The organism is Limnobacter sp. UBA7229 (assembly GCF_002473065.1).
GTDB lineage: Bacteria > Pseudomonadota > Gammaproteobacteria > Burkholderiales > Burkholderiaceae_B > Limnobacter > Limnobacter profundi.
This window is the reverse complement of record NZ_DKTN01000003.1, coordinates 98,798-111,745: the sequence shown is the minus strand read 5'-3', so window position 1 is coordinate 111,745 and position 12,948 is coordinate 98,798. Positions and strand designations below refer to the sequence as shown.

Annotated in this window: 10 protein-coding genes; 8 read left to right on the top strand and 2 right to left on the bottom strand. The window is 52.4% G+C overall.

Annotation, left to right across the window (positions count from 1 at the left end):
- Nucleotides 1-13: 13 nt before the first annotated feature.
- Nucleotides 14-1,000: a malate dehydrogenase gene (locus tag B4C79_RS01080; protein ID WP_171099536.1), complete on the bottom strand. Its 987-nt coding sequence runs from the start codon at nucleotides 998-1,000 to the stop codon at nucleotides 14-16.
- 160 nt (nucleotides 1,001-1,160) lie between these two features.
- Here B4C79_RS01080 and B4C79_RS01075 point away from each other — a divergent pair, with 160 nt between their 5' ends.
- The 7 genes from B4C79_RS01075 (at nucleotide 1,161) to B4C79_RS01045 (ending at nucleotide 7,080) form a co-directional block, all read left to right on the top strand.
- Nucleotides 1,161-1,889: a GntR family transcriptional regulator gene (locus tag B4C79_RS01075; protein WP_171099534.1), complete on the top strand. Its 729-nt coding sequence runs from the start codon at nucleotides 1,161-1,163 to the stop codon at nucleotides 1,887-1,889.
- A gap of 195 nt (nucleotides 1,890-2,084) precedes the next feature.
- Nucleotides 2,085-2,498 carry a succinate dehydrogenase, cytochrome b556 subunit gene (gene sdhC, locus B4C79_RS01070; protein ID WP_105029335.1) on the top strand — a complete coding sequence of 138 codons (414 nt, stop codon included), beginning with the start codon at nucleotides 2,085-2,087 and terminating at the stop codon, nucleotides 2,496-2,498.
- Nucleotides 2,498-2,878 carry a succinate dehydrogenase, hydrophobic membrane anchor protein gene (sdhD, locus tag B4C79_RS01065; protein WP_171101456.1) on the top strand — a complete coding sequence of 127 codons (381 nt, stop codon included), beginning with the start codon at nucleotides 2,498-2,500 and terminating at the stop codon, nucleotides 2,876-2,878. Before sdhC ends, sdhD begins: the two co-directional genes overlap by 1 nt.
- 2 nt (nucleotides 2,879-2,880) lie before the next feature.
- Complete coding sequence (sdhA, locus tag B4C79_RS01060) at nucleotides 2,881-4,662, top strand: succinate dehydrogenase flavoprotein subunit (RefSeq protein WP_291739122.1); 1,782 nt, start codon at nucleotides 2,881-2,883, stop codon at nucleotides 4,660-4,662.
- 22 nt (nucleotides 4,663-4,684) lie between these two features.
- Nucleotides 4,685-5,401, top strand: coding sequence for a succinate dehydrogenase iron-sulfur subunit (locus tag B4C79_RS01055; RefSeq protein ID WP_105029332.1), 717 nt, complete (start codon nucleotides 4,685-4,687; stop codon nucleotides 5,399-5,401).
- Between the two features lie 72 nt (nucleotides 5,402-5,473).
- A complete protein-coding gene (locus B4C79_RS01050) occupies nucleotides 5,474-5,746 on the top strand; it encodes a succinate dehydrogenase assembly factor 2 (protein WP_171099530.1) in 273 nt (90 codons plus the stop codon).
- A gap of 26 nt (nucleotides 5,747-5,772) precedes the next feature.
- A complete protein-coding gene (locus B4C79_RS01045) occupies nucleotides 5,773-7,080 on the top strand; it encodes a citrate synthase (protein ID WP_171099527.1) in 1,308 nt (435 codons plus the stop codon).
- 1 nt (nucleotide 7,081) lies between these two features.
- On the opposite strand, the gene B4C79_RS01040 is transcribed toward B4C79_RS01045, so the two are convergent.
- On the bottom strand, nucleotides 7,082-9,676 hold the full coding sequence (locus tag B4C79_RS01040) for a chemotaxis protein CheW (RefSeq protein WP_291739123.1): 2,595 nt from the start codon (nucleotides 9,674-9,676) through the stop codon (nucleotides 7,082-7,084).
- Between the two features lie 383 nt (nucleotides 9,677-10,059).
- Between B4C79_RS01040 and B4C79_RS01035 the strand changes: the two genes are divergently transcribed.
- Nucleotides 10,060-12,918 (top strand): 2-oxoglutarate dehydrogenase E1 component, encoded by a 2,859-nt coding sequence (locus B4C79_RS01035; protein ID WP_291752448.1) that lies wholly within the window; start codon nucleotides 10,060-10,062, stop codon nucleotides 12,916-12,918.
- Nucleotides 12,919-12,948 lie beyond the last annotated feature (30 nt).

Genomic DNA, 12,948 nt, shown 5'->3' with positions numbered 1-12,948 from the left:
AAATGCTCGTAAATTACTTGCCCAGCAAGTGCTTCACGCCTTCGCGTTCTTCCATCAGTTCGTTCAGGGTAATGTTGATGCGCTCTTGGCTGAATGCATCGATTTCCAGGCCCTTCACGATTTCAAACTTACCGTTGGCACAGGTCACAGGGAAGCCGAACTGGGTTTTTTCAGGAATGCCGTAAGAACCGTCAGAAGGAATACCCATGGTCACCCACTTGCCGTTGGTGCCCAGAACCCAGTCACGAACGTGGTCGATCGCAGCATTGGCAGCAGAGGCCGCAGAGGACAGGCCGCGTGCTTCGATAATGGCCGCACCACGCTTGCCTACGGTTGGCAAGAAAGTGTTGGCGTTCCATTCCTGATCGTTGATCATGTCCTTCACAGATGCGCCATCGATGGTCGCAAAGCGGTAGTCAGCGTACATGGTGGGTGAGTGGTTGCCCCAAACTGCCAGCTTCTCGATTGAAGCAACCGGCTTGCCGGTTTTGGCGGCTACTTGGCTCAACGCACGGTTGTGGTCCAGGCGCAGCATGGAGGTGAAGCAGTTCGGGTCCAGATCGGGGGCAGACTGTTGTGCAATGTAGGCGTTGGTGTTCGCTGGGTTGCCCACAACCAGTACTTTCACGCTACGCTTGGCGTTGTCGTTCAGTGCTTTGCCCTGAACTGTGAAAATTGCGCCGTTGGCTTCGAGCAGGTCTTTGCGTTCCATGCCTTTGCTGCGTGGGCGTGCGCCAACCAGCAGTGCTACGTCTACGTCTTTGAAAGCGGTTGCGGGGTCATCTGTAATCACCACGCCTTGCAGCAACGGGAATGCACAGTCTTCCAGTTCCATGACCACACCCTTCACTGCGGGCAGGGCGGGGGTAATGTCCAGCAACTGCAAAATTACGGGCTGGTCTTTGCCCAGCATGTCGCCATTGGCGATACGGAACAACAAGCTGTAGCCAATTTGGCCAGCAGCGCCTGTAACGGCAACTCGCATTGCGGGTTTGGTCATGTCAAACACTCCAAAGGATTAAAAATCGAAGGCCATAGTTTAGCGCCAAACGCTGACACCTTGTTGACTAACTTGGTGGTTTAGAGGGGATTAACTTCTAAAAGTCATCTATAAGATATAAGATACACAATAATCCGAAAAAACAAGACCGAGACACAATTTGCAACCCGTTAACCCAACGTTCAGCCCGCTTTATCAGCAAATCAAAGGTTTGCTGCTCAAAAGCCTTCAAGACGGCGAATGGAAGCCGGGTGAGCTTATTCCGTCTGAAACCGAGCTTGCTGCCCGTTATGGTGTCAGTCAGGGCACGGTGCGCAAAGCAATTGACGAGCTTGCCGCTGAAAACCTGGTCGATCGCAAGCAGGGGCGGGGTACTTTTGTTGCCACGCACAACGAGGCCAAGTCAGAATATCGGTTCCTGCGTCTTGCCGCCGACGAAGAGCCTGGCGTAAAGCCCAAATCCACCTATTTGTCTGTAGAGCGGGTTCGTGCAAGTTCGCAAATTGCCAAATTGCTCGACATCAAACCCAGTGATTCCGTATTCGTAGTCAAGCGAGTAATGCGCTTCGATGGTGTACCCCGTATTTTTGATGAAATCTGGCTGCCGGCTTCCCAATACAAAGGCCTTACTCTTGAGCGTCTTCAGCAGTGGAATTCCACCCTGTATGGTTTCCTTGAAAGCAGCTTTAATGTGCGCATGTTGAGGGCCAACGAGCACATTAAGGCAGTCAGTGCACAGCAAGAGCATGCTGACATTTTGCAGGTTGGGGTAGGTACTCCCTTGCTGCTGGTCGAGCGCCTTTCAATGACGTATGCTGATAAGCCGGTAGAGCTTCGTCGTGGCTGGTACTTGACCGACAAATTTTCATACAGGAATGAATTGTATTGAATTGATACAAGTCTTTAGCGGGCAAAAGAATGCATTTGCGTCATTTGGTGCTCAAAATCAAAAACTTCCCGCTTTAAGGCTTTGCTGATTTGGTTCAAAATATATCGTTGTCCGATATTGGTTTTTTTAAAGGATTCAGGCCGGAAGGCCTAGGGTAAAAGCCCGTTTTCCAATCACTTTTATAAGAACACGAGCATGTCAAACACTGTTGCGAAGAAACGTCCGGAATACCGGAACATACATGTCACACAAATCCTGAAGTACAGGCTACCCTTGGCGGGCAAGCTGTCCATTTTGCACCGCGTCAGTGGCGCTGTGCTGTTCCTGGCGCTTCCAGTCATTCTCCTGCCGCTTTTCGACAAAAGCATCACTTCCGAACTCACCTTCCTTGAAATGCAATCCCTGGTCAGCAGCCCGCTGGTCAAAATTGTATTGCTCGGCCTGATCTGGTCGTATCTGCATCACTTTGCAGCGGGCATTCGTTACCTGGTGCTCGACATGCATGTGGGCACTGAAAAGTACGCAGCCAGCAAAAGTGCGGGTATTGTGTTTGCTGTCAGTTTGAGCCTGACCGCCTTGTTCGGCCTGAAACTGTTCGGAGTGTTTTAATCATGGGCAATAACATTGGTTCCAAGCGCCTGGTGGTTGGCGCACATTACGGCCTGAAAGAATGGGTGGCACAACGCATTACAGCGGTCATCATGGCGGTGTACACAATCGGTCTGTTCCTGGCCGTGCTGTTTACCCCCGATCTTGACTACGCGAAGTGGGTCGGTTTCTTCAACTTCACGGTTTTGTCTTTCCCCTTGGGCAAAATTCTTGCACTGCTGGCCATTCTGTCGCTGTGCTATCACGCTTACATCGGTATTCGCGACATCTGGATGGATTACGTCAAGCCCACCGGCATTCGCCTTACGTTGCAAGTTTTTACGGCGTTGTGGTTGCTCGGTGCAGCCGGTTACGCTGCTGACATTCTCTGGAGGGTCTAAAAGTGACTGCAGTTAAAACTTCCCTTCCTCGTCGCAAATTCGACGCGGTGATCGTAGGTGCGGGTGGCGCGGGCATGCGCTGTTCGCTCCAGTTGGCAGAGGCTGGTCTGAATGTAGCCGTGCTGTCCAAAGTATTCCCCACGCGTTCACACACCGTGGCTGCGCAGGGTGGTATCGGCGCGTCGCTGGGCAATATGTCCGACGACAGCTGGTACTGGCACATGTTCGACACCGTGAAAGGTTCTGACTACCTGGGCGACCAGGATGCAATCGAATTCATGTGTCGTGAAGCGCCCAAAGTGGTTTACGAGCTTGAACACTTTGGCATGCCCTTTGACCGCAACCCAGATGGCACCATTTATCAGCGCCCATTTGGTGGCCACACAGCCAACTTCGGTGAAAAGCCGGTTCAGCGCGCTTGCGCGGCTGCCGACCGCACAGGTCACGCCCTGTTGCACACTTTGTACCAGCGCAACGTACGCGCGCGCACCCAGTTCTTTGTAGAGTGGATGGCGCTTGACATTATTCGTGATGCCGACGGTGACGTGGTGGGTGTAACCGCCCTGGAAATGGAAACCGGCGAGATGATGGTGCTGGAAGCCAAAACCACCGTGTTTGCCACCGGTGGTGCAGGCCGCATCTGGGATGCATCCACCAACGCGTTTATCAACACTGGTGACGGCATGGGCATGGCAGCCCGCGCTGGCATTCCTCTGGAAGACATGGAGTTCTGGCAGTTCCACCCAACTGGTGTGGCTGGTGCAGGTGTTCTGGTGACTGAGGGTGTTCGCGGCGAAGGCGGTATTTTGCTCAACAGCGAAGGCGAGCGTTTCATGGAACGTTACGCTCCAACCTTGAAAGACTTGGCTCCACGCGACTTTGTGTCACGTTCCATGGACCAGGAAATCAAGGAAGGCCGCGGTTGTGGTCCCAACAAAGATTACGTGTTGTTGAAGCTCGATCACCTGGGTGCCGACACCATCATGAAGCGTTTGCCCTCGATTCGTGAAATCGCGATCAAGTTCGCCAACGTAGACCCGATCAAAGAACCAATTCCTGTGGTGCCAACCATTCACTACCAAATGGGCGGCATTCCAACCAATGTGTACGGCCAGGTTGTGGCTCCCAAAGTACCGGGCGGCCCCAGCGAAATCATCAATGGCATGTATGCCATCGGCGAATGTGCCTGCGTATCCGTTCACGGTGCAAACCGTTTGGGTACCAACTCCTTGCTCGATTTGATCGTATTTGGTCGTGCAGCAGGTAACCACATTGTGAACAGCAACCTGAAAGCCCGCAGCCACAAAGAATTGCCGGCCGATGGCACTGACCTGACCATGGCACGCGTTGACAAGCTGATGACATCGACCAGCGGTGAAAATGTTCGTGTGGTAGCCGATGCGATTCGCAAAGGCATGCAGTACCACTGTGGCGTGTTCCGCACCACCGAGTTGATGGAAGCTGGCGTGACCAAGATCAACGATCTGGCCGCACAAGCCGAGCACATTCACTTGAAAGATAAGTCCAAAGTGTTTAACACTGCTTTGGTAGAAGCATTGGAACTGGCCAACTTGCAGGAAACTGCGAAGGCCACCATGGTGTCCGCCGCAGCCCGTGAAGAAAGCCGTGGTGCGCACGCCCACCGCGATTTCCCTGAACGCGATGATGACAAGTGGATGCGTCACAGCCTGTGGTACTCCGAAGGCAATCGCCTGGACTACAAGCCAGTGAACCTGAAGCCAATGACAGTTGAAACCTTCCAGCCCAAAAAGCGGACGTTCTAATCAAGGTTAAGAGGTACAGAAAATGAGCGAAAAGAGAATCGTACGTTTTGAAATTTATCGCTACGACCCGGATACCGGCGAAGCGCCAAAAATGCAAAAGCTGGAAGTTGAGCTGGAGCCAACCGATAAAATGTTGCTCGACGCGCTGATGCGAATCAAGAGCGACGTGGATGAATCACTGGCCTATCGCCGTTCATGCCGTGAAGGCGTGTGCGGTTCTGATGCCATGAACATCAACGGCAAAAACGGTTTGGCTTGTATTACCAACCTGCGCGACCTCAAGCAGCCCATCGTGCTCAAACCGCTTCCAGGTTTGCCGGTAGTGCGCGACCTGATCGTCGATATGACCCAGTTTTTCAAGCAGTACCACTCCATCAAGCCTTACCTGGTGAACGACACCCCCCCTCCTGAAAAGGAGCGTTTGCAGTCACCCGAAGAGCGCGAAGAACTGGATGGTCTGTACGAATGTATTTTGTGCGCATGCTGTTCAACCAGCTGCCCATCGTTCTGGTGGAACCCTGACAAGTTCGTAGGCCCGGCCGGTTTGCTGCAAGCTTACCGTTTCATTGCCGACAGCCGTGATCAAACCACGGGTGAGCGTCTGGACAACCTGGAAGACCCATACCGTTTGTTCCGCTGCCACACCATCATGAACTGTGTAGACGTGTGTCCGAAGGGCTTGAACCCGACCAAGGCAATTGGCAAGATCAAGGAATTGATGGTGCGTCGCGCCGTCTAGAACCCTTGTTCGGATTTTTTTATTCAAATCGGGGTTGTGCACTGCAAAACCCCGTTTTTTTTGTTGTAGTTTATGTCTAATCAGAGTCATCAGGCGGATCCAACTCAACGTGCCCGTTTACGCTGGCGCGCAAGGCGAGGCCTATTGGAAAACGACCTGATTATCGAACGATTTTTCGACAAGCATGAAATGGAACTGACCAACGATGACGTGCAGGCCTTGACTGTACTGTTTGAGGAGGTTGACAACGTCCTGCTTGACCTATTCCTGGGCCGAAAAGAGCCGGAAGGGAATCTGGATACACCGGATGTGCGCAAGGTGATCCAGATGATGCGAGAACTTTAATTTCAATCCCATTAGAAGGAAATCCGATGAGCACAGAACACAAGGCCACGCTGTCGTTTACTGACGGCACCCCCTCGGTAGAATTTCCCATTCACAAAGGTACCATTGGTCCCGATGTGATCGACATCCGAAAGCTGTACGGATCCACTGGCAAATTCACTTACGACCCAGGCTTCCTGTCCACAGCCTCTTGCAATTCATCCATTACCTACATTGACGGTGACAAGGGCGAGCTGCTGTATCGCGGCTACCCCATTGAGCAACTGGCTCAGCACTGCGACTTCATGGATGTGTGCTATTTGCTGCTGAACGGTGAATTGCCCAATGTTGCTGAAAAGCATACGTTTGACGACCTGGTGACCAAGCACACCATGGTCAACGAGCAGATGAACTTCTTCCTGCGTGGTTTCCGCCGCGATGCACACCCCATGGCGGTGATGACTGGTCTGGTGGGCGGTATGTCTGCTTTCTACCCAGATTCCATGAACCTGCTGGACAAAAACCAGCGTGACATTTCTGCAATCCGCTTGATTGCCAAAATGCCAACCCTGGTGGCCATGGCCTACAAATATGGCATTGGCGCACCCAATATTTACCCCAAGAATGAACTTAGCTACACCGCCAACTTCATGCGCATGATGTTTGGCAATCCGTGCGAAGAGTACCAGGTCAACGACGTGCTGGTGCGCGCCATGGATCGTATTTTCATTTTGCATGCCGATCACGAGCAAAATGCTTCCACTTCTACAGTTCGCCTGTGTGCATCATCTGGTACGAATCCTTTTGCTGCGATTGCGGCCGGCGTAGCATGTCTGTGGGGCCCGTCACATGGTGGCGCTAACGAAGCCTGCTTGAACATGCTGACTGAAATTCAGGCCAATGGCGGCGTTGAGAAAATTGGCGATTTCATTGCCAAGGTGAAAGACAAGGATTCAGGCGTTCGCTTGATGGGCTTTGGCCACCGCGTTTACAAGAATTACGACCCACGCGCCAAGCTGATGCGTGAAACCTGTCACGAAGTGTTGAACGAGCTGGGCTTGCATGACGACCCATTGTTCAAGATTGCCATGGCCCTGGAAAAAATTGCGCTGGAAGACGAATACTTTGTAAAGCGCAAGCTGTACCCGAACGTGGATTTCTATTCCGGTATCGTTCAAAAGGCGATCGGTATTCCTGTGCCACTGTTTACAGCGATTTTCGCGCTGGCCCGCACCGTGGGCTGGATCGCCCAGTTGAACGAAATGATTGCAGACCCCGAATACAAAATCGGTCGTCCACGTCAGTTGTTCAACGGTGCAGCGCACCGCAACGTGAAGCCAATCGATCAGCGTTAATTCACCGCGCAAGTGCTTCCGGAAAAAGCCCCTTGGTTCGCTGAGGGGCTTTTTTTATGCCTTGCTCCAACTGTTTCAGTAATTGCTCCGTATTCAAAACCACCAGCAGGTTGTTGCTTGTTTTGACCAAGGCCTGAATGATGTTTCCCTGAGTTGTCAGGTTTTCTGACTCATTTAGGGCGATCACCGGCAGGCTTGGTATTTCTCCCAACTCATCAACGACCAGTGCAATTTTCGCTTGCGAGCCGCCTGTTTTCAGAAGAATCATTTGCTGGCGTTGGCTTGCAGCATGGTGTTCCGCTGAATCGACAGCCAAAACTTTTGAGATGTCCACGATTGTGATCGCCTCTTTTTTGTAAAGTGTGGTTCCTGCAATCCACGCGGGAGAGTTGGGCATGGTGACCACCTCCCGGCATAAAAACGCCTCTACAGCGTCCTCGCTGTCAATACCGTACCAATGCCCTCCCACGCGGAACGAGGCAATGTCTACCCGAAGTTCTTTTTGATCCGCTTGTCTAAACTCGTCAAAACTGATTTCTCCAGCCTTCTCATTGGTCTCTGGCTTCAGGGCCCCAATGTCCAGGCCGTAAACACATTGCAAGTCGTTTTGGTAGCAATCGGCGGCATTTTTGTACTCCCGGTAGGCACCGGAGTTACACACACCGTAAGCAATCAGCCGCCCGTTCAGTTCAAAGTAGCCCAGGTCGGCTTTCTGCTTTTGGAATTTGCTGTCGATGGGCAGTGGGAGTGTGAGTTTGCCTTGATCAATGTACAGATGGGTGGTGGAGGAAATCACGTTTCGTTTGTCATCCACAATGTATGCGAAAGCCTTGTGCCGACTGTCACCCATGGATTCATTCAAAATCGCTTCAAACTGAGGCTCACTGTCAAACACAAGGGCAATCGCACCAATCGCTTGGCTTGGGCCGTCCGGGTTCTCAAAAATGGCAGCACTGTAAATGTAAGTCGGGCGATTTTGATACAGGGCGGTAGGCTCAAATGCCGACACGCAGTAATGGGCCTGGTTTTTCAGTTGCAGGGTTTGTTTCAGCCAGTGTGTGTCCAACGGCATTGAGTCTGCTTGCACTTGTTCTGCGCTGTCGCACACAATTTGTCCGTCCCGATTCAGAAGCACAATATTGGTGTAAACCGTATACAGGCTTTGAATGTGCTTGAGGCATTCCAACGCCTCGCCAATCGCTTGCGGATCTGTAAGGGCCTGCGCAAGAACAGGCGTTAATGCCCACCAGCGACAATCATTGGCGCGTTCATACAGGTTTCTGTCCATCAGGTCCATGGCCAGCATGGCGCGGGCCTGTTGCTCTGTTTGAAATCCATTGATTTCGGAGCGCACCAGTTTCTCAAGAGACTGCGTAAAAAGTGTTTTGGTACTTTCACCGGCGCGGCCAATTTCCCAAAGCAGGGTTTTGCTAAACGAGTTGCCCAGCGCCGAAGTTGAATTGCGTTGGGTCATGTTGCCGTTCCAAATGCTTCGGTTCAATTGTTTCTGGATTTCTGCAGCCTGGTTTTCAAAGCCCTGAATGCGTGTATCAATCAGACCGCTGCTTTGAAGCAATTCGGGAACCTGACAATCTTCCGTCAAGTTGCTGTGGTCAAATGCGTGATTCAAGGGCACCATACAAAATCCTCTCCAGCCGGGGCCGGTGTAGCCCTGATAGCCACGCGTTGATCGTATGCAGACCAGATAGGCCATAGGGCCAACTTGAGTTACCCCCCAAGTTGACTGTTGCGGCAAGCGAATTGTCTGGTTTGTACCGATGTATTGCGGATTACTGGAAATCAGCACATCCCCATTCTGATTGGTCACGCCGCATACACGCCACTCTGCTGCGTCTTCCCGGGCACTTTTGCCCATCACTTTTGAAAATAGCGCATCGCTTTCCTCATTCAGACTGAAATCCAGCGCAATGTAGCCTTTGATTTGTCCGCCAAGTTCAATTTTCCAGGCATAAATCAGACTTTTATTCCCGTCGGGGGAATCGTCCCGAAGAGGGCGAAATGCCTCTGTGTACTGCGGGCTGGCTGCGACTTCCCGGCGAATCCATTGGATGGCAGTGCCTGGCGGCAATGTCTCCCGCATATCTGTAATCACGAGGGCGTTGGCATCTAGCAGAATAACGTTGCCATACACGGAGTATTTGGCCACGTAATTGCGCATTCGTTGGCGGGTTTGTTCAAGGGCGTCTTCTGTCAACGGGTTGTACGCTGCTTCTACGCACCGTTGGGTAAACACCGGGTCGGTGGCCAGAAAGCCGATGTCGGCCGTTCTTTCGTAAAGGTTTCGGACCAGGATATCGATTGAGTTTTGTGCTCTCGTGGCCAGTTGCTCTACCGCTTGGCGTGTTGATTGCTCAATCAAAAAATTGGTCAGGTCGCTCGCCAGTCGCTGAAAATGCTGTCGGGTGCTGGAAATTTCCGCACCCACATTGGTCAGTTCGCCCAGAAGGCTCAAATTATTCCAATTGGCCTGAAGGTCTCGCAGTTCGTCGATCAATTCATCAACACTGTCCAGATTTTTTGCCATGTCGATGTGTGCGGAGTCAATTTCAATACCCCGATACTTGCGGCTAGTCATTCGCCCTATCCCTCCGTTGGAATTCAACTTATGGTCAGATCAATTCGTGGCGGGGTGATCCCCACATGGGGTGGTAATCACCTGCGTGGGTGGATCTTGTTCGAGTTCTTTAAAACCGTTTCCAGAAAACCACATATTTTTAGACAGTCATGCGGCTTCGTTTTAGGGTCGCGTCTCTAATCTGATATCCTTTGGGCTTAACTCTTAAAGCAGTCTTTTTTTGGCTGCTTTTTGCTATCTGGTTAGGGGCAGGGGCTCCACAAACCAGACGGGGAGTGCGGTTTAACCCACGTGTGTAGGGATTCGGTCCGATGGCAATAGCCAAGGTCGAGTCCGAACCCCACATCTTTGAAACGAGAAACTCGGAAAAAGGTGAAGCGCAAATGATGCGATCATTTCAACAAAACTCGTATTTGTTCGGGGGCAATGCGCCCTATGTCGAAGAAATGTACGAGGCCTACCTGGACAACCCAGGCTCCGTGCCAGACAAATGGCGCGCCTACTTTGACCAAATGCAAATGGTGCCTTCTGCTCACGGCGACGTGAACGAGAAAGACGTAGCCCATGCGCCAGTGGTTCAATCCTTTGCTCAACGCGCGAAAAAAGGCTTCTTGCAGCCGCAGATTCAGTCTGCCGACCTGGAAGTGGCCAAAAAGCAGGTGCATGTTCAGTCAATTGTGGCTGCGTATCGCTTCCTGGGCTCTCGTTTTGCAGACCTTGACCCGCTCAAGCGTCAGGAACGCCCGAATATTCCGGAGCTTGATCCAGCCTTTTATGGCCTGACCGAAGCGGACATGGACATCACGTTCTCGGCCACCAACACCTATTTTGGTCAAGATCAAATGACCCTTCGCGACATCGTGAAGGCGCTGCGCGACACTTACTGCCGTTCAATTGGTATTGAGTACATGCACATCAGCGACCCCGCTCAAAAGCGCTGGTTGCAAGAACGCATGGAAACCAGCCTGGGCACTGCCCAGCTGTCGACTGAAGAAAAATTGCACATTCTGGAGCGCCTAACCGCAGCCGAAGGCCTTGAGCGCTATTTGCATACCCGGTATGTGGGTCAGAAGCGTTTCTCGCTGGAAGGTGGTGAATCCTTTATCGCCTCGCTTGATCATGTGATTCAGCGTGGTGGTGCCAATGGCGTGCAAGAAACCATCATTGGCATGGCTCACCGCGGTCGTCTGAACGTGTTGGTCAACATTCTGGGCAAAAGCCCAAGCCAATTGTTCGAAGAATTCGAAGGCAAGCATGCCGATGATCTGCCTGCCGGTGACGTGAAGTATCACCAGGGCTTTTCATCGGATGTAACCACCCCTGGTGGTCCCATGCACTTGTCCCTGGCGTTTAACCCCTCGCACCTTGAAATTGTGAACCCTGTGGTTGAAGGGTCAGTGAAGGCCCGCCAGGAACGTCGTGGTGACAAGGAAGGCAAGCAGGTTTTGCCCGTGTTGGTGCACGGTGATGCCGCTTTTGCAGGCCAGGGCGTTGTCATGGAAACATTGAACCTGGTGCACACCCGCGGCTACGGCACGGGTGGTACGGTTCACATCGTGATCAATAACCAAATTGGTTTTACCACCTCCGATCCCCGTGACAGCCGTTCTACTCTGTACTGTTCAGACGTGGTCAAAATGATCGAAGCGCCCGTGTTTCACGTGAATGGCGACGATCCAGAGGCGGTCATTTTCGTGACCCAGTTGGCCTTGGACTTCCGCATGGAATTCCAGCAAGACGTGGTGATCGACATTGTGTGTTTCCGCAAACTGGGTCACAACGAGCAAGACACGCCTGCCGTAACCCAACCTTTGATGTACAAGAAAATTGGTCAGCACCCAGGCACGCGCGCTTTGTATGCCGAGCGTTTGGTTATGCAGGGCATTTTGAAAGAAGACGGTGCCGAGAAACTGGTTGCTGATTTCCGTGCAGCCATGGACGAAGGCAAGCACAACCGTGCTGACCCCGTGTTGACCAATTACAAGAGCAAGTTTGCCGTCGATTGGTCACCGTATCTGAACAAGAAATGGACTGATGCAGCCGATACATCGGTGCCGATCTCCGAAATCAAGCGTTTGTCAGAGCGTATTACTACCGTACCCGAGAACTTCAAGGTTCACCCATTGGTACAAAAAGTGATTGCCGACCGTGCGGCCATGGGCCAGGGCGAAACCTTGCTCGACTGGGGCATGGGCGAACACTTGGCATTTGCATCGCTAGTTTCCTCTGGTTACGCGGTTCGCATCACCGGTCAGGATTGCGGGCGTGGCACGTTTACGCACCGTCATGCAGTGTTGCACCACCAGGGTCGCGAAAAGTGGAACGAAGGCACCTACATTCCGCTGGAAAATATCTCTGAAACTCAGGCGCCATTTACCGTCATCGATTCTGTGTTGTCTGAAGAGGCAGTGCTCGGTTTTGAATATGGTTATTCCACCGCGGAGCCCAACACCTTGGTGATTTGGGAAGCACAATTTGGCGACTTCGCCAACGGTGCCCAAGTGGTAATTGACCAATTCATTTCTTCCGGTGAAGTAAAGTGGGGTCGTGCATCCGGCCTGGTCATGATGTTGCCGCATGGTTACGAAGGGCAGGGGCCAGAGCACTCATCCGCGCGTATTGAGCGTTACTTGCAACTGTGCGCCGAGAACAATATGCAGGTGTGCCAGCCCACCACGCCAGCTCAAATTTTCCACCTTTTGCGTCGCCAAATGATCCGATTGTTCCGCAAGCCGCTGATCATCATGACGCCGAAATCTTTGTTGCGTCACAAAGAAGCCACGTCTTCTTTGCAAGACCTGTCCAAAGGCCATTTCCAGACTGTGATTGGAGATCAGGGCGACCTGGACGCCAGCAAAGTCAAGCGAGTGGTTCTTTGTTCCGGTCGCGTGTACTACGACCTGGTCGCAGCTCGTCGCGAACGCAATATCAAAGATGTTGCCATCGCGCGAGTCGAGCAGCTGTATCCATTCCCGCACAAGTCATTGAGCGCCGAACTGCGCAAATACCCCAATTTGGCAGATGTGGTGTGGTGTCAGGATGAGCCGCAAAACCAGGGTCCCTGGTTCCAGATCCAGCACAACGTGCTGGAAAACCTGTCTGAAGGGCAGCGTCTGGGTTATGCGGGGCGTCCGGCTTCAGCTTCTCCGGCCGTGGGCTATTACGCCAAGCACAACGAACAGCAAAAAGCGCTGATCGATGCAGCATTTGGCAAGCTCAAGGGTTTCGTAGTTACGAAATAAATACAGGACGCGGGCTGGCCATGGTGGCCG